Source organism: Leucobacter weissii (assembly GCF_017565745.1).
GTDB classification, from domain to species: Bacteria; Actinomycetota; Actinomycetes; order Actinomycetales; family Microbacteriaceae; genus Leucobacter; species Leucobacter weissii.
This window is the reverse complement of sequence record NZ_JAGDYM010000004.1, coordinates 49,121-70,672: the sequence shown is the minus strand read 5'-3', so window position 1 is coordinate 70,672 and position 21,552 is coordinate 49,121. Positions and strand designations below refer to the sequence as shown.

The following is a 21,552-nucleotide window of genomic DNA, read 5'->3' as shown; positions in this document are numbered from 1 at the left end:
ACCGGGTCAGCCCTCGAAGGTGCGGGGATCCGCACCGAACGCCCGCTGCTCGTCGAGCGCGTCGATCCGGGCCACCTCGTCGTCGGAGAGCCGGAAGTCGAAGATCTCCGCGTTCTCCACCAGGCGCTTGCGACGGGTGCTCTTGGGGAACACGATGAAGCCGTGCTGCAGGTGCCACCGCAGCACGACCTGCGCCGGGGTCTTGGCATGCGCGGCGGCGGCCTCGGCGACCTCGGGGAGCTCGAACAGGTCGCTCTTGCCCTGCGCCAGCGGACCCCACGACTCGATCGCGATGTCGTACTCGGCGCAGAACGCGCGGAGCTCGCGCCGCTGATGCAGCGGATGCAGTTCGATCTGGTTCACGGCGGGCACCACGCCGGTCTCGTCGATCAGTGCGCGCAGATGCTCGATCTCGAAGTTGGAGACGCCGATCGAATCGACCAGGCCGGCGCCGACGATCTCCACCAGGCCGCGCCAGGCGCGCACCGCGGTGCCGCGCCTCGGGACGGGCCAGTGGACGAGATAGAGGTCCAGCTTCTCGAGGCCGAGCTTCTCGAGGCTCGCGTCGAACGCGGCTCGCGGGTCTCCGTGATCGGAGTTCCAGAGCTTCGTGGTCACGAACAGCTCGTCGCGCGGGATCCCGGAGGCCGCGATGGCCCGCCCCACCTCGGCCTCGTTGCCGTACACGGCGGCCGTGTCGATGTGCCGGTATCCGGCTTCGAGCGCCTTGGCGACGACCCCCTCGGTCTCCTCCGCCTCGACCTTGAACACGCCGAGGCCGAACTGCGGGATCAGGTTGCCGTCGCGCAACTCGATGTTCGGAACAGGCAGTGCGTTCATCTGCTGGCCTCCTGGAACGGGATCTTTACCTCCGGTGAACCCGGGTTTCTCAGCATAGGGCACGTCCTCGGCGGGAGACGCGCTCCACCCCGATAATGGAACAGTCATGTCTGAAGCAGAATCGCGCATCCGCTTCCCCGAGGAGCTGCCCGTCAGCAGGATGCGCGACGAGATATCCGCCGCGATCGAGAAGCACCAGGTCCTGATCGTCGCGGGCGAGACCGGGTCGGGAAAGACCACCCAGCTGCCCAAGATCGCGCTCGCCCTCGGCCGCGAGCGCATCGCGCACACGCAGCCGCGCAGGATCGCCGCGCGCACCATCGCCGAACGGATCGCGGACGAGCTGGGCAGCGAGCTCGGCGACCTCGTCGGCTACCAGGTGCGCTTCACCGACCGGGTGAGCGAGAGGACCCGGATCCGGCTGATGACCGACGGGATCCTGCTGAACGCGATCCACCGCGACCGCGACCTCCGCGCATACGACACCATCATCATCGACGAGGCGCACGAGCGCAGCCTCAACATCGACTTCCTGCTCGGATATCTGAGGACCCTCCTCCCCCGCCGTCCCGATCTCAAGGTGATCATCACGAGCGCCACGATCGATCCGGAGTCGTTCGCGCGGCACTTCGCGGGCCCGGACGGAGAACCGGCCCCGATCATCGAGGTCTCCGGTCGCACCTACCCCGTCGAGATCCGGTATCGGCCGCTGGTGGAGCAGCAGGAGATCCCGGATCCGAAAGGCGGAGCTCCGAGGACCCGGAGCATCGAGAGAGACCTCTTCGACGCCATCGGCGACGCGGTCGCCGAACTCTCGAGGGAGGATCCGGGCGACGTGCTCGTGTTCCTGAGCGGCGAGGCCGAGATCCGGGACGCGGCGGACGCCCTGCGCGGGCGCCTGGCCTCGTCGGCCCGCACCCGCCCGGCCGAGATCCTGCCCCTCTACGGCCGGCTCAGCGCCGCCGAGCAGCATCGCGTCTTCGAGCGCGCGACCCTTCGACAGGCTCGGGGACCGGCGGCAAGAAGGATCGTGCTGGCGACGAACGTCGCAGAGACCTCGCTGACCGTCCCGGGCATCCGCTACGTCGTCGATGCGGGCACCGCCCGGATCTCGCGCTACAGCTCTCGCAGCAAGGTGCAGCGCCTCCCGATCGAGGCGATCTCGCAGGCGAGCGCGAACCAGCGGTCGGGGCGCTCCGGCCGCACGAGTCCCGGCATCGCGATCCGCCTCTACAGCGAGGAGGACTTCGGCTCGCGGCCGGCCTACACGGAGCCGGAGATCCTGCGCACCGGCCTCGCGAGCGTGATCCTGCAGATGCTCTCGCTCGGTCTGGGAGACATCGCCGCGTTCCCGTTCCTCACCCCGCCCGACCAGCGCGGCATCGCCGACGGTCTGGGACTGCTCGCCGAGCTGGGAGCGGTGGAGTCTCGCTCCCCTCGACAGGGTCAGGGAGCGAGACGCCACCGCATCACGAAGGTCGGCCGGGAGCTGACGCGCCTGCCGATCGAGCCTCGCTTCGCGAGGATGATCGTCGAGTCGCGGCGCCACGGCGCGACCGCGGAGGTGATCGCGATCGTCGCGGGCCTGACCGTGCAGGACGTGCGCGAGCGCCCGGCCGAGCAGCGCGCCCGCGCCGACGAGCTGCACGCGCGCTTCGCGGATCCGCTGGGCGACGCGATGACCCTGCTGAACCTCTGGAACCATCTGCAGGAGCAGCAGGCGGATCTCTCGTCGAGCGCCTTCCGGCGCCTGTGCCGCGCCGAATTCCTGAACTTCCTGCGCGTGCGGGAGTGGATGGATCTCGTGCGGCAGCTGAATCGCTCCGCAAAAGCCTCCCCCTCCGGCGACTCGGGTGCGGGGAGCGGGTCCGCGGAGGCGATCCACCGATCCATGCTCGCGGGCCTGCTCTCGCACATCGGCGTGCGCGACGATCGGCAGGACCGCCGCGCCGCGCCCGGCGGACGCGGAGCGGGCGGCGCGTCCCGGCGCAAGCCCGCGCAGGAGTACCTCGGCTCGCGCGGCACCCGCTTCGCGCTGCACCCCGGCTCGGTGCTCGCGAAGCGACCGCCCGAGGTCGTCATGAGCGTCGAGCTGGTCGAGACGAGCCGCCTCTTCGCGCGCGGCAACGCCGCGATCGAGCCGGAGTGGGCCGAGGAGCTGGCCGGACCGCTGGCCAAGCGCCAGCTGAGCGAGCCGCGCTGGGAGAAGAGCCAGGGCGCGGCGGTCGCCTACGAACGGGTGACGCTCTACGGCGTCCCCATCGTCGAGCGCCGCCGGGTGCAGCTGGCGCGATTCGACCCGGCGCACGCACGGGAGCTCTTCATCCGTCACGCACTCGTCGGCGTCGAGAACGATACCGACGACGGCGGCCGCGGCGGATCCGGCTGGGACGCTCCCGGCGGGCCGCTGTACGCGTTCGACCGGGCCAACCGGCAGCTGCGACGCGAGCTGGAACAGCTCGAGGAGCGCACGCGCCGGCGCGGGCTGGTGGGCGATGACGACGCCGTGTTCGACTTCTACGACGAGCGGATCCCCCACGAGGTGGCGAGCGTCCGCGATTTCGAGGGCTGGTGGAAGAAGGAGCATCGCGAGCAGCCGAAACTGCTGCACCTCCGGCGCGAGGATCTGCTCGACGACGATGCGGACGCCGCCGCTGACGGCGCGGCCGACCGCGCGTTCCCGCGCGAGTGGCGCCACGGCGATCAGACGCTGCGTCTGCGCTACCGCTTCGATCCGACGGCCGAGGACGATGGCGTGACCGTCGCGGTGCCGCTGCCGCTGCTGCCGAGGATCGAGGGCGGCGAGTTCGAGAAGCTGGTGCCGGGTCTGCGCGAGGAACTGGTCGCGGCGCTGATCCGGACACTGCCCAAGGCGATCCGCAAGCACGTCGTCCCGGCGGCGGACTGGGCCCGCACGCTGCTCGGAGCGCTCGGCCCGCGGCTCGACGATCCGGCCGAGACCCGGACGCTCACGGAACTGCTCGCGGCGGAGATCCGTCGGCGCACGAGCGCTCCCATCACGTCCGAGAGCTTCGATGCCGCCCGGCTGCCCGCGCATCTGACCCCGACCTTCCGGGTGATCGACGAGCGCGGCCGCGCCATCGGCACCGGCAAGGACCTCGCCGAACTGCAGGCCGCGCACCGCGACCGCGCGACGCGCGGCGTGGCCCGGGTCTCGACCGCCGCCCGGCCGAAGAACGACCTCGAGCGCAGCGGTCTCCGCGCCTGGGACTTCGGCGACCTGCCCGAGCACCTCGACAGCTCGTTCGCGGGCGGACGCGGAGGAGGAGGCGTGGTGCGCGCCTATCCGGCTCTGGTGGATCGGCGGGACTCCGTCGATCTGGTGCTCGTCGCCGACGAGTCCGAGCAGCGGCGCCTGTCGCGGCGGGGGGTCCGCCGCCTGCTCGTCCTCAGCTCCCCGTCGCCGGCGAGCTACGTGCGCGACCATCTCTCGAACCAGGAGAAGCTGCTGCTGGGCGGCGGGCCCCATCGCACGCTGGACGAGGCGATCGCCGACGTGTCCGCGGCCGTCGCGGATCGGGTGCTCCGGCGCCACCGTCCCGACGGGCTGGTGCGCAGGCAGCAGGACTTCGAGACGATCGCGAACGAGTACGCCCGGGCCCTGATCGACGAGATCTACCGGGGCATCGCGCTGACCGCGCGGGTGCTCGACGAGGCGCGGCTGGCGCGCAAGGCCATCGAGGGGACGAAGTCGCTGCAGGTCCTCGGGCAGGTGGCCGATGCCAAGGCGCAGCTCGACGGGCTGGTCTACCCGGCCGGCGGAGCGGGCGAGGGCTTCGTCTCCCGCACCGGCCTGGACCGGCTGGAGCGCGTGCCCGTGTACCTGGAGGGGATCCGTCAGCGCATGGCGGGGCTGGCCGCGCAGCCCGGGCGGGATCGGGCCTGGCAGAACGAATCGGACCGCGCGCTGGCGCTGTTCGCGGAGGCCGGGGGTTCGATCCCGCTGCCGCCGGACGCGCCGGAGCGTCTGGTGCGGGCCCGCTGGCTGATCGAGGAGCTGCGGATCAGCCTCTTCGCGCAGCAGCTGCGCACCGCTGAACCGGCCTCCCTCGCCCGCCTGCAGAAGACGCTCGCAGAATAGTGCGGGATCAGTCCTCGTCGGCCTCGGCGCCCTCGCGGGTGCCGAGCTCGCCGTCCACCTGATCGGCGAACTCGGTGCGCTTCGCCGTCTGCGGCGACTCCTGCTGCCAGATCTCCTCGAGGTCGGCGGCGAGCTCCGCCTCCTGCTCTTCCCGCTCGGTTCCGTTCTCCATGGTTCAACGGTAACCCCGCCGAGCCCCGCGACCAAGACCGCGGGCCGAACGGGTCGAACCGCGAGCGGTCCATCGCATTCGTGAATCGCGGGAATCGCCACTGATTCCTTGCAGATCCAGCTCGAAAGTTGCGGAATCCGAGGCTAGACTCTGCTGGTGGGCATCTATCGGGACCTGGGGCGCAACCCGGGCGTCTATCGGATCCTCCTCGCGCAGCTGACCGCGAGGTTCCCGTTCGGCATGCTGTCCATCATCGTGCTGCTGCACATCCAGCTCGCCTACGGCAACTACACCGCGGCGGGCATCGTCCTCGCCGCGCAGAGCATCGGGCAGGCCATCTCGGGTCCGCTCGCCGGGCGCCTGATGGGCCGACTGGGCATGCGCCCCGTGCTCCTGACCACCTCGATCGTATGCACGGCGCTGCTCACCACCCTGGCACTGACGCAGCTCCCCCTCGTCGTGCTCACCCCCCTCGCCTTCGCGCTCGGCCTGACGACGCCCCCGGTCACCCCGGCCGTCAGAACGGTCTATCCGAAGCTGGTGCCCGGCAAGCAGGTGTCGGCGCTCTTCTCGCTCGACGCCTCGGCCCAGGAGATCATCTGGGTCATCGGCCCCGTGGTCGCGGTGTTCGTCTCGGGGCAGCTCAGCACCGTGTGGGGCCTGCTGCTCGCCGCGCTGTTCATGCTCGGCGGCGGACTGTGGTTCACCTACAGCCCCGAGATCGGCCGCGTGCAGATCCCGCCGGCGCGCCGGCGCTTCGGCGCGGTCCTCGCGCAGCCCACCGTGCTCATCGCGACCATCGGGAACTTCTTCTTCGTGGCGTCCTTCGCCGCGCTCGAGGCGGGCATCGTCGCCGCCTTCGGGCACGGCGGGATCGAATCCGGCATCCTGCTCGCGATCTTCTCGGTGGGATCCATCCTCGGCGGCCTGCTCCTCGGGCACCGCGCCGTGCGCAGATGGTCGATGTTCTGGCGCTCCGTCATCGTGCTGGTCGGGACGGCGCTCTGCCTGCTCAGCTCCGACCCCTACTGGCTGGCCGCGGCCCTCTTCGTCGGCGGCATCGGGGTCGCGCCGTTCTTCGCCGCGCTGTACTCGTCGGTCAGCGCCACGGTCAAGTTCTCGGAGACCGCCGAGGCCTACGGCTGGGTCGGAACCGGCATGCTCGTCGGCGTCGCCATGGGGTCCGCCCTCGCCGGAGTCGCGATCGACGTGGCCGGGGGCAACGGCGGGATCGCGGTGTCGGCGCTGCTGCTGGTCATCACGGCGGTCACCGCCGCGATCAGCGTGCCCTGGCTGCCCGACCTGCGCGGGCGCGATGCGACGCCGATCCCCGATACCGCGCCGATCCAGCTGCCCCATCAGGGGTGATTCAGCCCGACCGATTCCGTCGATTTCACCTAAGCACACGGGCGATTTCGCCTGCAGGTGTGAATCAGCCGGAGGTTTTTCGAAAAGATAGAGTTGCGCCGCGAGGTGTGCCAGACTGGCTTCGACCCCAACAACGCCGTTCAGAAGGAGCACGTCCCCATGGCTACGTTCGCCGTCATCAATCCGGCTACCGGCGAGACCCTCGCCGAGTACCCCGATGCCACCTCCGAGGAGATCGAGGCCGCGCTCGCCTCGACGCAGAAGACCTACTCCGAGTGGTCGCGCACCACCACCGTCGCCGAGCGCGCCGCCCTCGCGCAGCGCGCCGCGGAGCTGTTCGAAGAGCGCAAGGACGAACTCGGCGCGATCATCAACCGCGAGATGGGCAAGCCGCTCGACCAGTCCGTGGGCGAGGCGGAGTTCTCGGGCGCCATCACCGCGGCCTTCGCGCAGAACGCGGAGAAGTGGCTCGCCGACGAGCACCTGGAGGTCGAGGACGGGCTGAAGACCTTCTTCCGTTTCCAGGGCATCGGCGTGATCCTCGGCATCATGCCGTGGAACTACCCGTACTACCAGGTCGCCCGCTTCGCGGTGCCGAACCTGATCCTCGGCAACACCGTGGTCCTGAAGCACGCCGCTCAGTGCCCCGAGTCCGCGCTCGCGCTCGAGAAGCTGTTCCGAGACGCCGGGTTCCCCGAGGGCGCATACGTGAACGTGTTCGCCACCCACGATCAGATCGCCGACATCATCGCGGATGACCGCGTGCAGGGCGTCTCGCTGACCGGCTCGGAGCGCGCCGGCGCGATCGTTGCCGAGCAGGCCGGCAAGCACCTCAAGAAGTGCGTGCTCGAGCTGGGCGGCTCCGACGTGTTCCTCGTGCTCGATACCGACGACCTCGACCACGCGGTCGAGCACGCGGTCGGCGGACGCATGGAGAACACCGGACAGGCGTGCAACGGCTCGAAGCGCATCGTGGTGCTCGACAAGTACTACGACGAGTTCTCGAAGAAGTTCCTCGAGGCCATCGGCGGTCAGAGCTACGGCGCAGATTTCGGCCCCCTCTCCTCCGCCGGCGCGACCAAGACCCTGAGCTCGCAGGTGCAGGGCGCGATCGAGCAGGGCGCCGAGGTGCTCGTGGGCGGCGGCGAGCCCGACGGGAACGTCTACACCCCGACCGTGATCGGCGGGGTCACCCCGTCGATGGACGTCTACAGCCAGGAGCTGTTCGGCCCGGTCGCGCAGCTCTACAAGGTCTCCAGCGATGAGGAGGCCATCGAGCTGGCCAACTCCTCGCCCTACGGCCTCGGCTCCGTCATCATCAGCGATGATCTCGAGCGCGCCGAGCGGGTCGGCACCCAGCTCGACGTGGGCATGGTGTTCATCGGCGCCGCCGGCCTCGAGGGCGCGGACGTGCCCTTCGGCGGCGTCAAGAAGTCGGGCTACGGGCGAGAGCTCGGCAAGGTCGGCCTCCTCGAGTTCGCCAACAAGAAGCTCTTCCGCTTCGCCGAGAAGTAATACCGGAGCTCGCGGCGAACACCGCAGAGCGGCGACACGGGTGCGGCCCCGGGGAGGATCCCCGGGGCCGTTTCGCTCTCCACCTCACCAGTGCTAGGATGGACAGGTTGCCGTCGAACGGCCGCGGATCGAGAGAGTCGGAACATCGGGTTCCCGACGCCGCGCAGCAACACGAAAGGGGAGCCCCATGGCACTGAACGCAGAAGCCAAGAAGGCGATCATCGAAGAGTACGCGACCACACCCGGTGATACCGGTTCCCCCGAGGTGCAGGTCGCGCTGCTGACCCAGCGCATCAAGGATCTCACCGAGCACCTGAAGGACCACAAGCACGACCACCACTCCCGTCGCGGTCTGCTGCTGCTCGTCGGCCAGCGCCGCCGCCTGCTCGGCTACCTGCAGGAGATCGACATCAATCGGTACCGCGCGCTCATCGAGCGCCTGGGTTTGCGCCGATAGGCGCACACCGACCACCGCGTTAGCGCCCCTCGCCGTTCAGGCAGGGGCGCTTTCGTCTGCCCGGCGGCGCTCCTCGACGAGCGTCACTCCCCCAGTCGGCGCCGGGAGGCGATCGCGCGCTCGGCCTCGCGCCGATCCTGCTGCTCCCGCAGCGTCTGCCGCTTGTCGTACTCGCGCTTGCCCTTCGCGAGCGCGATCTCGACCTTCGCACGGCCGTCGCGGAAGTAGAGCCTGAGCGGCACGATCGTCATGCCGCCCTCGCGGGTCTTCTGGAAGAGCTTGTCGATCTGCTGGCGATGGAGCAGCAGCTTGCGCTTGCGGCGGGGCGCATGATTCGTCCAGGACCCGTTCAGATACTCGGGTATGTAGGCGGCGTCGAGCCAGGCCTCGCCGTTCTCGATGAACACGTAGCCGTCGACGAGAGAGGCCCGTCCCATCCGCAGCGACTTCACCTCGCTGCCGGTCAGCACCATCCCGGCCTCGTAGGTGTCGAGGATGTGATAGTCGTGGCGCGCCTTCTTGTTGGAGGCGATCAGTTGCTCTCCGGTTTCGCGTGGCATGGTCCGCCTCCCTCCTCGTGCGCAAAGAACCATCGTATCGCAGCCCGTCGCGACCTCGCCCCTTCCCGGGTCATCAGAGCGTCGGACGAGATGCGAACCGCCTCGCGGGGCGCTTCTGCACGGTGTCACGCCGCATGACGACCACCCGCGTTCCCCGGCGCCGTCTGGCGGCGGGCCGATGACGAGTTGCGCGCGGTCAGACGCGCAGGTACCTCGTGATCGCGATCTTCGCCGCGATCGCCGACAGCACCACGCCGACCACGAGCAGGATGGGCGGCACGACGAGGGACTGCTCCACCGTGATGTAGCTCGTGAAGGGGACGTTCGACGAGAGATAGTCCTGCACGAAGAACTTGACCACCGCGACCGACGCGCCTCCCGCGAGCAGCGCGCCGACGAGCGCCGCGATGATGCCCTCGATGATGAACGGCGTCTGGATGAAGCGGTTCGACGCCCCCACCAGGCGCATGATCCCGATCTCGCGCCGACGGGAGTAGGCCGAGAGCCTGATCGTCGTGGAGATCAGCAGCATCGCGGCCACGAGCATGAGGCTGGCGATCGCGATGGCCGTATAACTGGCCACACCGAGCAGGAGGAAGATCCGGTCGAGCAGACTCCGCTGGTCCGAGACGCTCTGCACCCCGGGGACGTCGGTGAACGTCTCCTGGATGATGGCCGACTGGGACGGGTCCTGCAGCTTGACCCAGAACGTCTGATTCAACTGCTCGGGAGAGGTGATGTCGACGATCGGGTTGCCCTCGAACTGCTTCGTGAACTCCTCGTAGGCCTGATCGTGGTCCACGAAGAAGAAGTCCTCGAGGTACGGCGCGAGCGTATCCGACTGCAGCGCCTCCTCGATGGCGGCGATCTGCTCCTCGTTCACATCCTCGCCCGGGCAGGTGGCGCTCTGGTCGAACTCCGTGCACAGATAGATCGCCACCTGCGCGCGGTCGTACCAGAACGTCTTCATCTGCTGCACCTGCAGCTGCATGAGGATCGCGGCGCCGACGAAGGTGAGCGACACGAAGGTGACCAGGATCACCGAGATCACCACGGAGAGATTGCGGCGCAGCCCGTTCCAGACCTCTCCCAGTACCAGTCCGAGTCTCATCGCACGGGCCCCACATCCGTCTGATCGTCCGAGGCGGGATCGAGTCCGAGTCGTTCCGCCAGGCTGCGGTCCTGCGTGGCGAGGGTCACGGGGTCGATGCCGTCCCCGGCCGACCGATCAGCGCGCCGGCCGTCGTCCCGCGGAGGATCGTCGTCCTCCGCGCTCGGCGGGCGCTCGGGCGCCGGCCCGGCCGACTCTCCCGCGACCCCCTCGGGCCCGGCTTCCGCCGGTGCCGCCGGTTCGGGCGGCGCAGTCGGCTCCGGATCCGCCGGGTCGTCGACGGCCCCGGCCCGGGGCGCGTCCGCGCTCCCCGCGGAACGGGACGACTCGGCTCGCGCCCGCTCCGCCGCGCCCAGCTCCTGGGTCAGGGTGGCGCGCACCACCTCCTCGCTCGCACGGAGCACCTGCACGCCGGCCTCGGTGAGATCCGCCGCGGGGATGGAGGCCGTGTCGCCGTATCCGCCGCTCTGCTCGTCGCGCACGACCACGCCCTGCGACAGCTCGATCACCCGCTGCTGCATGATGTCGACGAAGGTCGCCTCGTGCGTCGCCATCACGACCGTCGTGCCCGAGGCGTTGATGGCCCGCAGGAGTTGCATGATCCCCAGGCTCGTGGCGGGGTCGAGGTTGCCGGTGGGCTCGTCGGCGAGCAGGATCGCCGGCTTGTTGACGATCGCGCGCGCGATGCCGACGCGCTGCTGCTCGCCGCCGGAGAGCTCGTGCGGGTAGCGCTTCGCCTTGCCCTCGAGCCCCACCATGCGCAGGGTATCGGGCACGGCCTCCTGGATGAAGCCGCGGGACTTGCCGATCACCTGGAGGGAGAAGGCGACGTTGTCGTAGACCGTCTTGTTGGTGAGCAGGCGGAAGTCCTGGAACACGACGCCGAGATTGCGCCGGAAGTAGGGAACCTTGCGGGTCGAGATCCTGCTGAGATCCTGTCCGAGGACGTGCAGCTCGCCCTGGCTCTGCGACTCCTCGCGCAGGATCAGCCGCAAGCAGGTCGACTTGCCCGAGCCGGACGCCCCGACGATGAACACGAACTCGCCGCGTTCGACGTTCATGCTGACGCCGTCGAGCGCGGGGCGCTGCGTGCCGCGATATTTCTTGGTGACGTCTTCGAAGAGGATCATGACGCGTTCGACCTTACGCCGGGGCGCGGAGCCCGGGGCCGCGACTCGCGGGCGTGCCGCGGGTTCCCAGCTTCGGGACGGATCAGTCCTTCTTCAGCGAGCGCCAGCGTATCCCCGCGGCGATGAACCCGTCGAGGTCGCCGTCGAAGACCGCGTCGGGCTGCGAGGACTCGTGCCCGGTGCGCAGATCCTTCACCAGCTGCTGCCCGTAGAGGAAGTAGGAGCGGATCTGGTCGCCCCAGCTCGCGGTGATCGACCCGGCCAGCTCCTTCTTCTTCGCGGCCTCCTCCTCGCGCTGCAGCAGGAGCAGGCGGGTCTGCAGCACCCGCATCGCCGCGGCGCGGTTCTGGATCTGGCTCTTCTCGTTCTGCATCGAGACGACGATCCCGGTCGGCAGGTGCGTGATCCGCACCGCCGAGTCGGTCGTATTGACGGACTGGCCGCCCGGGCCGCTGGAGCGGTAGACGTCGACCCGGATGTCGGTCTCGGGGACCTCGACCTCCGTCGCCTCCTCGAGCAGGGGGATCACCTCGACGCCGGCGAAGCTGGTCTGCCGCTTGTCGGCCGAGCCGAAGGGGCTGATCCGCGCCAGCCGATGGGTGCCGGCCTCGACGGAGAGCGTGCCGAAGGCGTAGGGCGCGTCCACCTCGAAGGTCGCCGACTTGATCCCCGCGCCCTCCGCATAGCTGGTGTCGAGAACCTTGGTCGGGTAGTCGTGCTGCTCGGCCCAGCGCAGGTACATGCGCAGCAGCATCTCCGCGAAGTCCGTCGCGTCGTCGCCGCCGGCGCCGGAACGGATCGTGATGACCGCGGCGCGCTCGTCGTACTCCCCCGAGAGCATCGTCTGCACCTCGAGGTCGCCGACCAGCGTCTCGAGATCGGCGAGCTCGCGCCGGGCCTCCTCCGCAGAGGCCTCGTCGTCCGCCTCTTCGGCCAGCTCGATGAGCACCTCGAGGTCGTCCAGGCGCGATTCGACGCCGCGCAGCTTGGCCACCCGCGACTTGCGATGGCTCAGGCCGCTGGTGACGCGCTGCGCCGCCTCCGGATCGTCCCACAGGCCGGGCGCCACGGCCTGTTCCTCGAGCTCGCCGATCTCTCGCTCGAGCTTCGGCAGATCCAGCACCGCGGCGATGTCGGAGAACGTGGCGCGCACGGCCGAGATGCGGCCGCTGAAATCGAGATCGAGCATGATCCCCCAAGCCTACCGGGTCCGGACGGGACCGCCCTCACCCTTTCGATGCGGCGGCGCCGGCGAAAAGCGATGCTCTTCGCTTCGGTCACGCCCTGCGGCAGTGGCCGCAGCGCGGGCGTGGGCGAAAAGCGATGCTTTTCGCTTCGGTCACGCCTGCGCCATTCGCCTCCGCTTGTTGATGTTCACCATCTGCACGATGATCACCAGCAGGAGCGCGCCGATGAACACGATCGACGCGAGCACGTTCGCCTGCGCCGGAACGCCCTTCGCCGCGGCCGTGTAGATGAACTTCGGGAAGGTGCTGACGGCTCCCGAGTTGAAGTTGGTGATGATGAAGTCGTCGAAGGAGAGCGCGAAGCTGAGCAGCGCCGCACCGATGATGCCGGGCATCAGCATCGGCAGCGTGATCCGGAAGAAGACCTGGAAGGGCGAAGCGTAGAGATCGCGCCCGGCCTCCTCGACGGCCGGGTTCAAACTCGCCACCCGCGCCTTCACCGCCACGACCACGTAGGAGATGCAGAACATGATGTGCGCCAGGATGATCGTTCCGATGCCCTTCTGCACGCCCATGGTGAGGAACTGGTAGGCGAGACCCGCTCCGAGCACCACTTCGGGTGTGGCCATCGGGGTGAAGAGCAACAGCGACACGGTGCTGCGGAACTTGAAGCGGTATCGCACGAGCGCGATGGCGATCAGCGTGCCGAGCACCGTGGCGACCGCTGTCGAGACGACGCCGACGAGGATGCTGTTGCCGAAGGCCGTGCACACGTCGGGCGCGCCGCAGATGTTCATCCAGTTGTCGAACGTGAAGCCGTTCCACGAGATGTTGTTGCGACCGCGTCGCTCGTTGAACGAGAAGAGGATCACGTTGGCGATCGGCAGCAGCAGGTAGATCAGCACGATGATGCTGACCACCGGCACGAAGGCCTTGCCCAGGCTGAACTTCCTCACAGCAGATCCTCCGTCCCGCTCCGGCGCACATAGACCACGATCATCACCAGGATGATGAGCATCAGCATGATCGACAGCCCCGCGGCCAGCGGATAGTTCTGCGTCTGCAGGAAGTTGGACTCGATCACGTTGCCGATCATCTGCGTGTCGGTGCTGCCGAGGAACTGACGCGAGGCGTTGATGTAGTCGCCCGACATCGGGATGAAGCTCAGGAGCGTGCCCGACACCACCCCGGGCATGGAAAGCGGCAGCGTCACCTTGCGGAAGACGGCGAAGGGGGAGGCGTACAGGTCGGTCCCCGCCTCGACCAAGCGCAGGTCCAGCGCTTGAAGCGAGGCGAACATCGGCAGCACCATGAACGGGATGAAGTTGTAGATCAGCCCGAAGACGACCGATCCGTCGGTGCCGATGAACTCGGTCGGCAGAATGGACTTCCACGCCAGCGTCCGCAGCAGGAAGCTGATGAAGAAGGGGGCGATGACGAGGATCAGCAGAATGCCCTGGAGCATCGGCTTGTCCCGCACCCGCACCCCGATCAGATAGGCGAGCGGGTAGCTGATGAGCAGCCCGACGACGGTCGCGATGATCGCGTAGACGAAGGAACGGAGAAGATGCGGCCAGTACACTTCGAGCGCGGCCCAGTAGTTGGAGAACTGCACCGCGGCGACGTACTGCCCGATGCCGCCCCCCTCGGCGGGCGCCTGCAGCGACGTGAGCGCGAGCTGGATGAACGGCGTCACGAAGAAGAGCAGCATGTACAGCACCCCGGGGGCGAGCAGCAGCAGCGCTATCCAGCCCCTCTTCTTCGGCGCCTGGTCGACCGCCTTGGTCGCGGCCGAGAATGCGGTGAAAGCCATGCTCCCGCCCTTCTACTCTTGCCCGGCGTGCGCCGCCTGGGCGGCGATCGCCTGCGTGGAGAAGTCCGCGGCGACCCCGGCGGGCGCGACCGGGTCGTCCGCGAGGCCGAAGGTGTGGTCGACGTACCAGCTCAGCCACACCTCGTCTCCGAGCTGCGCCGCGGGTCCGGCCTCGACGTTCTGAGAGAACACCTCGACCTCGCCGAGACCCGGCACCTCGACCGTGTACTCGGTGCTGACGCCGATGAACGAGACGTCGGTGATCCGGCCCGGTCCGAGGACGTTCCGCTCGCTCGTCTCGGCGGGCGCCTCGCTGTGCAATCGCAGCTTCTCGGGGCGCACGCCCACCGTGATCGACCCGGCGTCGCGCTCGGTGCGCGAGCGGGACACCGTGACACGGGTGCCGTTGACCGATTCCGTGTGGATCACCCGGTCGGTGCCGCTCACGACCTGCACCTCGAACAGGTTGGACTTGCCGAGGAAGTTGGCGACGAACACCGTCTTCGGCAGCTCGTAGAGCTCCTCGGGCGCGCCCAGCTGCTCGATGCGTCCCTTGTTCATCACCGCGACGGTGTCGGCCATGGTCATGGCCTCCTCCTGGTCGTGGGTGACGTGCAGGAAGGTCAGTCCGACATCCTGCTGGATCTGCTTCAACTCGTGCTGCATCTGACGGCGGAGCTTGAGGTCGAGCGCGCCGAGCGGCTCGTCGAGCAGCAGGAGCGCCGGTCGGTTCACCACCGCGCGGGCGAGCGCCACGCGCTGCTGCTGTCCGCCGGAGAGCTGGGCGGGCTTCCGATCCGACACGTGATCGAGTTCCACCAGGCGCAGCGCCTCGTGCGCCTTGCCGACCGGGTCGTCTATCTTGCGGCGGCGCAGGCCGAAGGCCACGTTCTCGAGCACGGTCATGTGCGGGAACAGGGCGTACGACTGGAACACCGTGTTGACGGGGCGCCGGTGCGGCTTGTGCTGGGTCACATCCGTCCCGCCGATGAGGATCTTCCCCTGCGTCGGATCCTCGAGGCCGGCGACCATGCGCAGCGTCGTGGTCTTGCCGCAGCCCGAGGGACCGAGCAGCGCGAAGAACGAACCGGCGGGAATGCGGAGGTCGAGCTGCTCCACCGCGGTGAAGCCGGGGTAGCGCTTCTGCACACCGACGAGTTCGAGGTCGGCGCCGGCCTCGGCGAACGAAGACGTGGCAACCATCTGCTACAGTCCCAGCGCCTGCTGGAAGGCGGTCGAGTAGCGGTTGTCCTCTTCGGCGGTGAGGATGCGGAACGGACGCAGCTTCGTCCAGTCCTCCTCGGTGGGGAAGATCGCCGGGTTGTTCACCTGATCGGGATCGATGTCCTGCATCGCCTCCTGCGCCCCCTGCACCGGGCAGACGTAGGCCACATAGGCGGCGACCTCCGCGGCGACCTCCGGCTGGTAGTAGTAGTCGATGAGCTGCTCGACCCGCTCCTTGTTCTCGGCCGAGGTGCCGTTGGGAACCGTGAACGAATCACGCGCCACCATGCCGCCGGTCTCGGGAAGCTCGACGCCCCACTGGTCATCGAGCTCCTTGTTCATCATGACCACGTCACCGGTCCACACGAAACCGGCGAGCATCGTGCCGGTCTCGAGATCCTGCGTGTAATCGTTGCCCTTGACGTTGTTGATCTGGCCGCTGTCCAGGGCATCGGTCAGCCACTCCATCGCACGGTCGAACTCCGCATCGCCCCAATCGCTGCTGGGATCGACGCCCTGGCCGGACAGGATCAGGCCGATCGTGTCGCGGAACTCGCTGAGCACCTGCACCTTGCCTTTCAGCTCGGGCTTCAGCAGATCGTCGAGCGTGTGCAGACCGCCGGGCAGCGCCTCCTTGTTCCAGGCCCAGCCCGTGGTGGGCAGCTGCCAGGGAATCGAGAACTTGCGCCCCGGATCCTCCGCGAGCGCCTCCCACTCCGATTCGAGCAGGTTGCTCTCCACGTTCCCGAGATTGGCGTAGTCGAACTCCTGCACCTGTCCCGCATCGATGAGGCGCGCGTTCATCCAGTCCGTCATCGTGATCACGTCGTACCCGACGAACTGATCGAGTTGCAGCGCATCCTTGATCTTGCCGTAGAACGTGTTGTTGTCGTCGATGTCCTCGACGTAGTTGACGTTGAAACCGGCCTGCTCGATGAACGCCTCGAGGGTCGGATTCGTCGAGGTCTCCTCGTCGAAATCGAGGTAATAGGTCCAGTTGCCCCAGATGAGGGTGTCGCCGCTCCCGCCGCTTCCGCCCCCGCAGGCGGAGAGCGCCAGCGTTCCGGCGCCGGCCGCGCCGACCGCCGCGCCGCGGAACAACTGCCTGCGGCTGACCTGCTGCCGGCGGATCAGGTCGACCAGACCGCTGACGATGGGATCTTCGGGAGAGGGACGAACCACGAGTGACTCCTTGCTCGATCGGACGGTACGACTACCTGCCACTCGCCGGGGGCGTCATCGCCGGAGTCGATGAACACGAGTATGGCGCAGACGGAGCGCGCATCACAACCTCACCGACGCGCGAGCGTATTTTCGACACGAAACAGTTACAGAAGCGAAATCCCCGATGCCGGATCCGTCGCGCCCCGGCGGAAGCGCGACGGATTCCGTCGCCGCCGGGTCGCTTCCGCGCGTCGCGGCGCGCGGCCGGCCCAGGCTCCGAACCGCCTCGGACACCTGATTCCCGGGCGATAATCATGAAATCATCAGGATCCAACATCACAAACCACTGATTCCTTTGCTTTTTCCTTTCTTTAGTGTCAGTATCGATAGCGTGAGCACCATCCGGAACACGACGACGCTCGACGCGACGTCGAAGGCGATCATCGAGCAACTCCAGCTCGACGGTCGGCGTTCGTACGCCGAGATCGGCAAGGCGGTCGGCCTCAGCGAGGCCGCCGTGCGCCAGCGCGTGCAGAAGCTCACGGAGGCCGGAGTGATGCAGATCGTCGCGGTGACCGATCCGATGCGCCTGGGCTTCAACCGCCAGGCGATGCTCGGCATCCGGGTCTCCGGCGACACCAGGGTCGTCGCCGACCGCCTCACCGAGCTGCCCGAGGTCACCTACGTCGTGCTCAGCGCCGGGTCGTTCGACATCCTCGCCGAGATCGTCTGCGCCGACGACGACGCGCTCATCGAACTGCTGAACCAGCGGATCCGCGAACTCGACGGCGTCGCCGCGACCGAGACCTTTCTCTACCTCCAACTCAAGAAACAGAAATACGACTGGGGAACACGATAACCATGTCCTACGATCCGACCGCAGCGGTGGACACCGCCGCACTCCAGGCCTCGGCCAAGCGCCACATGTGGCCCCACTTCACCAACCGCAAGGTGCTCGACGACGGCATCCCCGTCATCGTGCGCGGCGAGGGCCACCACATCTACGACGCCGCGGGCAAGCAGTACATCGACGGCCTCGCGGGCCTCTTCGTGGTCAACGCGGGCCACGGCCGCCAGCGCATCGTCGAGGCCGCCGCCAAGCAGATGCAGCAGCTCGACTTCATGCCGCTCTGGTCCTACGCCCATCCGGCCGCGATCGAGCTCTCCGAGCGCCTCGCGGGCTACGCCCCCGGCGAGATGAACAAGGTGTTCTTCACGACCGGCGGCGGCGAGGCCGTCGAGTCGGCCTTCAAGCTGGCCAAGCACTACTGGAAGATCAAGGGCCAGCCGATGAAGCACAAGGTGATCTCGCGCTCGGTCGCCTATCACGGCACCCCGCAGGGCGCCCTCGCCATCACGGGCATCCCCGACATGAAGAAGTTCTACGAGCCGCTGACCCCTGGCGGTCACCGCGTGCCCAACACGAACTTCTACCGCGCCGAGGAGATGGGCGCCCCGTCGGACGACCTCGAGGCCTTCGGCCAGTGGGCCGCGAACCGCATCGAGGAGGCCATCCTGTTCGAGGGCCCCGAGACCGTGGCCGCGATCTTCCTCGAGCCGGTGCAGAACTCGGGCGGCTGCTTCCCGCCTCCCCCCGGCTACTTCAAGCGCGTGCGCGAGATCGCGGACGAGTACGACGTGCTGCTCGTCAGCGATGAGGTCATCTGCGCATACGGCCGCATCGGCGACTTCTTCGCCTCGAAGGCGCTCGGCTACGAGCCCGACATCATCACCTCGGCGAAGGGCATCACCTCCGGCTACGTGCCGCTGGGCGCCATGATCGTGTCCGACAAGGTCTCGGAGCCGTTCAACTCGACCGAGAACACCTTCTACCACGGCTTCACCTTCGCGGGCCACCCCGCCGCCGCGGCAGCGGCGCTCGCCAACCTCGACATCTTCGAGGAGGAGGATCTCAACGGCAGCGTGCGCGAGAACAGCCCGCTGTTCCGCGCCGAGCTCGAGAAGCTGCTCGACATCGACATCGTCGGCGACGTGCGCGGAGAGGGCTACTTCTTCGGGATCGAGCTGGTGAAGGACAAGGCGACGAAGGAGACCTTCAACGAGGAGGAGTCGAACCGCCTGCTGCGCGATTACCTCTCCCCCGCGCTGTGGGACGCCGGCCTCTACTGCCGCGCCGACGATCGCGGCGACCCCGTGATCCAGCTCGCGCCGCCGCTGACCATCGGCAAGGCCGAGTTCGCCGAGATCGGCGGCATCCTGCGCAGCGTGCTGAAGGACGCCTCCTCGAAGATCTGAGGGCCCTCTCGCGCCGCCGGCTCTCGAACGGCCCCTCCGCCCCGGCGGAGGGGCCGTTCCCGTCTCCGGCACGATCCGTTAGGCTCCGCATATGACCTCCACGGATCCCGCCCCCAGCCCCGAGCCCGCGCAGACGCCCCCGCACGGCGATCCGCCTCCCCGGTACGCCGCACCCGCCTACGATCCTGCGCCGGGCGCAATCGCGTCCCCGGCGCAGGCGCCCCTCCCGGCTCCGGCGAGCGCCGCGCCGACGCTCACCGCGCGCGGCGGGGTCAACGGCCTCGGCATCGCGGCGCTGTCGCTCCTCGCACTCCTCTCGTTCCTGAGTCTCCTCGCCCCGCTGCTCTACCGGCAGGCGGCGATCATCGGGGACTACTCGCTCGTCGCGGGATCGCTCACGGGACTGCAGTTCCTGGTGGTCCTCGTCGCGATCGGCCTCGCGATCGGCGGCGTGCTGCAGCGCTCGGCGCCGAGACTCCGCTGGACCGCGATCGGCTCGCTCGTCTCGGGCGCGCTCTCCCTCGCCTCGATGCTGTTCGGCACGCTCGGCGGCTGGCTCGCGACGGCCCTGCCCTACTAGGGCACGTCGCCGAAGTCTGCACGCGCTCCGGTGCGCCCGCGGTGCGGGACGCTAGGCGGCGGTCTGCTCGGGCGAGTGGCACCCCGCCGGACCCGGCAGATGCTCGTAGGCAAAGTCGCCGCGGTACTCGAGCACGGTGCCGAGCACGGGATGGCGGGCCCGCGCGGAGATCGTGTAGCACTGCCGTTCGGCGTCGAAGCCGGTCGCCGACTCGGCGGCGATCCCGAGCAGGCGCGGGAGGCGCAGGCGTCTCCGGCCGATCCTGAGCCGCATCGAACGCGATCGCAGGATCAGCCGGCCCTCGGCGTCGACGCCGCAGTCGAGGAGAAGCTCGACCCGGCCGCGGGCCCCGAGGACGTTCCGAAGCGCACCCGGTTCGGGGCCGGTCAGCAGCACGTCGATGAAGCGCTGCGATCCGCCCCGGAATCCGAACACCCGCCCCGTGGCGAGTGCGGGCTCGCCGTCGCCGGAGCTCCAGGGCCGGTCGACGACCGTGAACGGAACCCGCCGCTCCCGGCGCGTGACGAGCATTCCGGGGCCGAGGATCGGCCGGGCCAGTCGCAGCAGCGGGCCGAAACGGCTGCCCGCGATCTCGAACTCGCCCCGACCGACGCCCCAGCCCGACGGATCCGGCGGGCCGGAGACGTAGGCGAGCATCTCGGGGCTCAAACGCCGCGCGCGCTCCCCGAGCGCGGCGAGGAGCACGGATCCCCGCCCCGTCACTCCCTGATCTCCTCGCGATACGGCCGCACCGTCACCGGCGCGACGGAACCGGGAGGATACTCGCAGACGAACTCGCCCCGGTATCCGAAGAGCAGCCCGAGCACACGGTTGCGCACCTCGAGATCGACGACGAAGCACTCCCGCTCGTCGTCATAGCGCTCGAGCAGGGTCGCGCTCCCGCTGAGCAGCAGCGGGAAGCGGAAGCCGAGCGGGCCGGCGTAGAAGCGCTGCTCGCCCGAGGTCAGCCGCAGCGCGCCCTCGGCCGTGGCCTCCAGGCTGAGATCGACGGCGAGATGCTGATGGGTCCCGAGATAGTCGACGATGCCGCCCCGGGTCTCGCTGAAGATCATCGTCGCGTCGAAGCGCCGCCTGCGGCCGCGCCGCACCTCCATCGTGCGGACGAAGGTGACGGTCTCACGTCCGAAGCCGTCGACGTAGGGGTGGTTGTCGATCTGGAACGGCACGTCGCGGCCGCGCTCGGGGAACATGATGTTGCGGGTCGCGCCGAACGCGAGGAACGGCCGGACCCACCAGGGGCCGCGCCGCAGCTCCCGCATGACCCCGCGCCCGACGCAGCCGTAGCCGGCCGAGACGCCCACGCCGAAACGACGCTGCAGCTGCGGATGCAGCCGCTCGAAGTCGCCTCCCATGGCGCGCCGGAACACCCCGGCGGATCCGGCCGACCCGGCGGATCCGACCGGCGCGGCGCGGGGGCACCCACCGCTCACCGCTCCAGCGCTCCCAGCGAGTCGGGCGCGTCGTCCATCACGCTCGCGGATCCGCCCCGCTGCGGCCGGGAGCGGCAGCGGCCCGCTCGCGCGCGGGGCCCCGCGAGACGCCACCAGCGCACGCGCTCGGGCGCGACGCCCTGCTCGGCCCAGAGCCGCAGCCGGTCGAAGCTCCAGGCCGTGAGCCGCCAGACCAGCCGTCGGGTGAGCAGGGGGTCGAGCAGGCGACCGAGCGGCCCCCAGCCCGGCTCGTAGTCGTATCCCGTGATGAACCGCACCCCGCCCTCCGTCGGCAGGTAGCGCCAGTAGCCGCGACCGCGGCCGAGCGGGGAGAGGCGATCGTCCGTGTCGAAGACCAGCGCCGAGGTGCGTGACCCCCGCGCACCGCGCCGCTCCCCCAGCGAGACGCCCGTCCCCCGGATCGTGTGCACGCCCAGGCCGAGTTCGTAGCGGAACTCCTGCGCGCCGTCGTCGCGCAGGCCCGTCGGCACGATCCGGCTGAACCGGGCGTCCCAGCGCGCGTGCAGCACGGGATCCTGGGTGAGGCTCCACACCGTCTCCATCGGGGCGCGAATGTCGATCTCGACGTACAACGCGCGATCCCGTGCCCGGCCCATGCGTC

Annotated in this window: 20 protein-coding genes; 7 read left to right on the top strand and 13 right to left on the bottom strand. The window is 69.0% G+C overall.

What is annotated here, in order from left to right; all coding sequences use genetic code 11:
* Positions 1-6 precede the first annotated feature (6 nt).
* Positions 7-840: an aldo/keto reductase gene (locus tag J4H92_RS02525; RefSeq protein ID WP_208095590.1), complete on the bottom strand. Its 834-nt coding sequence runs from the start codon at positions 838-840 to the stop codon at positions 7-9.
* A gap of 106 nt (positions 841-946) precedes the next feature.
* On the opposite strand from J4H92_RS02525, the gene hrpA reads away from it, so the two are divergent.
* Positions 947-4,942 carry an ATP-dependent RNA helicase HrpA gene (gene hrpA, locus J4H92_RS02520; RefSeq protein ID WP_208095588.1) on the top strand — a complete coding sequence of 1,332 codons (3,996 nt, stop codon included), beginning with the start codon at positions 947-949 and terminating at the stop codon, positions 4,940-4,942.
* Between the two features lie 7 nt (positions 4,943-4,949).
* Here the strand turns inward: hrpA and J4H92_RS02515 are convergent, their stop codons facing one another.
* Positions 4,950-5,114 (bottom strand): hypothetical protein, encoded by a 165-nt coding sequence (locus J4H92_RS02515; protein WP_208095586.1) that lies wholly within the window; start codon positions 5,112-5,114, stop codon positions 4,950-4,952.
* 156 nt (positions 5,115-5,270) lie between these two features.
* Between J4H92_RS02515 and J4H92_RS02510 the strand changes: the two genes are divergently transcribed.
* The 3 genes from J4H92_RS02510 to rpsO all read left to right on the top strand — a co-directional run bounded on the left by J4H92_RS02510 (position 5,271) and on the right by rpsO (position 8,454).
* Positions 5,271-6,482, top strand: a complete 1,212-nt coding sequence (locus tag J4H92_RS02510; RefSeq protein WP_208095584.1) for an MFS transporter — start codon at positions 5,271-5,273, stop codon at positions 6,480-6,482.
* 159 nt (positions 6,483-6,641) lie between these two features.
* Positions 6,642-7,997 carry an NAD-dependent succinate-semialdehyde dehydrogenase gene (locus tag J4H92_RS02505; protein WP_208095582.1) on the top strand — a complete coding sequence of 452 codons (1,356 nt, stop codon included), beginning with the start codon at positions 6,642-6,644 and terminating at the stop codon, positions 7,995-7,997.
* 187 nt (positions 7,998-8,184) lie between these two features.
* On the top strand, positions 8,185-8,454 hold the full coding sequence (gene rpsO, locus J4H92_RS02500) for a 30S ribosomal protein S15 (protein ID WP_208095580.1): 270 nt from the start codon (positions 8,185-8,187) through the stop codon (positions 8,452-8,454).
* 83 nt (positions 8,455-8,537) lie between these two features.
* On the opposite strand, the gene smpB is transcribed toward rpsO, so the two are convergent.
* The 8 genes from smpB to J4H92_RS02460 form a co-directional block, all read right to left on the bottom strand.
* The gene (smpB, locus tag J4H92_RS02495; RefSeq protein WP_208095578.1) at positions 8,538-9,014 is read right to left on the bottom strand and encodes an SsrA-binding protein SmpB; all 477 of its coding nucleotides are present in this window, start codon (positions 9,012-9,014) and stop codon (positions 8,538-8,540) included.
* A gap of 196 nt (positions 9,015-9,210) precedes the next feature.
* Positions 9,211-10,125, bottom strand: a complete 915-nt coding sequence (gene ftsX, locus J4H92_RS02490; RefSeq protein WP_208095576.1) for a permease-like cell division protein FtsX — start codon at positions 10,123-10,125, stop codon at positions 9,211-9,213.
* A complete protein-coding gene (ftsE, locus tag J4H92_RS02485; RefSeq protein ID WP_208095574.1) occupies positions 10,122-11,255 on the bottom strand; it encodes a cell division ATP-binding protein FtsE in 1,134 nt (377 codons plus the stop codon). Before ftsE ends, ftsX begins: the two co-directional genes overlap by 4 nt.
* 82 nt (positions 11,256-11,337) lie before the next feature.
* Positions 11,338-12,444 (bottom strand): peptide chain release factor 2, encoded by a 1,107-nt coding sequence (prfB, locus tag J4H92_RS02480; protein WP_208095571.1) that lies wholly within the window; start codon positions 12,442-12,444, stop codon positions 11,338-11,340.
* Between the two features lie 150 nt (positions 12,445-12,594).
* Positions 12,595-13,398, bottom strand: coding sequence for an ABC transporter permease subunit (locus tag J4H92_RS02475; RefSeq protein WP_208095569.1), 804 nt, complete (start codon positions 13,396-13,398; stop codon positions 12,595-12,597).
* Positions 13,395-14,255, bottom strand: coding sequence for an ABC transporter permease (locus J4H92_RS02470; protein ID WP_208095567.1), 861 nt, complete (start codon positions 14,253-14,255; stop codon positions 13,395-13,397). The genes J4H92_RS02475 and J4H92_RS02470 overlap by 4 nt, the downstream gene beginning before the upstream one ends.
* A 12-nt stretch (positions 14,256-14,267) precedes the next feature.
* Positions 14,268-15,458 carry an ABC transporter ATP-binding protein gene (locus tag J4H92_RS02465; RefSeq protein WP_208095566.1) on the bottom strand — a complete coding sequence of 397 codons (1,191 nt, stop codon included), beginning with the start codon at positions 15,456-15,458 and terminating at the stop codon, positions 14,268-14,270.
* 3 nt (positions 15,459-15,461) lie between these two features.
* Complete coding sequence (locus J4H92_RS02460) at positions 15,462-16,661, bottom strand: extracellular solute-binding protein (RefSeq protein ID WP_208095564.1); 1,200 nt, start codon at positions 16,659-16,661, stop codon at positions 15,462-15,464.
* A 373-nt stretch (positions 16,662-17,034) separates the two neighbouring features.
* On the opposite strand from J4H92_RS02460, the gene J4H92_RS02455 reads away from it, so the two are divergent.
* The 3 genes from J4H92_RS02455 to J4H92_RS02445 all read left to right on the top strand — a co-directional run bounded on the left by J4H92_RS02455 (position 17,035) and on the right by J4H92_RS02445 (position 19,479).
* Entirely contained in the window at positions 17,035-17,502 is a 468-nt protein-coding gene (locus J4H92_RS02455; protein ID WP_208095562.1) for an AsnC family transcriptional regulator, read from the top strand.
* Positions 17,503-17,504: 2 nt separating this feature from the next.
* Positions 17,505-18,899, top strand: a complete 1,395-nt coding sequence (locus tag J4H92_RS02450) for an aspartate aminotransferase family protein (RefSeq protein WP_208095560.1) — start codon at positions 17,505-17,507, stop codon at positions 18,897-18,899.
* 91 nt (positions 18,900-18,990) lie between these two features.
* Complete coding sequence (locus J4H92_RS02445; RefSeq protein ID WP_208095558.1) at positions 18,991-19,479, top strand: hypothetical protein; 489 nt, start codon at positions 18,991-18,993, stop codon at positions 19,477-19,479.
* Between the two features lie 51 nt (positions 19,480-19,530).
* Here the strand turns inward: J4H92_RS02445 and J4H92_RS02440 are convergent, their stop codons facing one another.
* Genes J4H92_RS02440 through J4H92_RS02430 form a run of 3 tightly spaced genes read right to left on the bottom strand, consistent with a single transcriptional unit; the run spans position 19,531 to position 21,547 of the window.
* A complete protein-coding gene (locus J4H92_RS02440; RefSeq protein WP_208095555.1) occupies positions 19,531-20,202 on the bottom strand; it encodes a DUF4166 domain-containing protein in 672 nt (223 codons plus the stop codon).
* On the bottom strand, positions 20,199-20,930 hold the full coding sequence (locus J4H92_RS02435) for a DUF4166 domain-containing protein (RefSeq protein WP_341782974.1): 732 nt from the start codon (positions 20,928-20,930) through the stop codon (positions 20,199-20,201). Before J4H92_RS02435 ends, J4H92_RS02440 begins: the two co-directional genes overlap by 4 nt.
* Complete coding sequence (locus J4H92_RS02430) at positions 20,927-21,547, bottom strand: SRPBCC family protein (protein WP_208095554.1); 621 nt, start codon at positions 21,545-21,547, stop codon at positions 20,927-20,929. Before J4H92_RS02430 ends, J4H92_RS02435 begins: the two co-directional genes overlap by 4 nt.
* Positions 21,548-21,552 lie beyond the last annotated feature (5 nt).

Coding starts and splice junctions, on each gene's coding strand:
- J4H92_RS02465 (WP_208095566.1), bottom strand. CDS start 15,458: ATGGTTGCCACGTCTTCGTTCGCCGAGGCCGGCGCCGACCTCGAACTC.
- J4H92_RS02470 (WP_208095567.1), bottom strand. CDS start 14,255: ATGGCTTTCACCGCATTCTCGGCCGCGACCAAGGCGGTCGACCAGGCG.
- ftsX (WP_208095576.1), bottom strand. CDS start 10,125: ATGAGACTCGGACTGGTACTGGGAGAGGTCTGGAACGGGCTGCGCCGC.
- prfB (WP_208095571.1), bottom strand. CDS start 12,444: ATGCTCGATCTCGATTTCAGCGGCCGCATCTCGGCCGTGCGCGCCACG.
- ftsE (WP_208095574.1), bottom strand. CDS start 11,255: ATGATCCTCTTCGAAGACGTCACCAAGAAATATCGCGGCACGCAGCGC.
- smpB (WP_208095578.1), bottom strand. CDS start 9,014: ATGCCACGCGAAACCGGAGAGCAACTGATCGCCTCCAACAAGAAGGCG.
- J4H92_RS02505 (WP_208095582.1), top strand. CDS start 6,642: ATGGCTACGTTCGCCGTCATCAATCCGGCTACCGGCGAGACCCTCGCC.
- J4H92_RS02445 (WP_208095558.1), top strand. CDS start 18,991: ATGACCTCCACGGATCCCGCCCCCAGCCCCGAGCCCGCGCAGACGCCC.
- J4H92_RS02515 (WP_208095586.1), bottom strand. CDS start 5,114: ATGGAGAACGGAACCGAGCGGGAAGAGCAGGAGGCGGAGCTCGCCGCC.
- J4H92_RS02525 (WP_208095590.1), bottom strand. CDS start 840: ATGAACGCACTGCCTGTTCCGAACATCGAGTTGCGCGACGGCAACCTG.
- rpsO (WP_208095580.1), top strand. CDS start 8,185: ATGGCACTGAACGCAGAAGCCAAGAAGGCGATCATCGAAGAGTACGCG.
- hrpA (WP_208095588.1), top strand. CDS start 947: ATGTCTGAAGCAGAATCGCGCATCCGCTTCCCCGAGGAGCTGCCCGTC.
- J4H92_RS02450 (WP_208095560.1), top strand. CDS start 17,505: ATGTCCTACGATCCGACCGCAGCGGTGGACACCGCCGCACTCCAGGCC.
- J4H92_RS02430 (WP_208095554.1), bottom strand. CDS start 21,547: ATGGGCCGGGCACGGGATCGCGCGTTGTACGTCGAGATCGACATTCGC.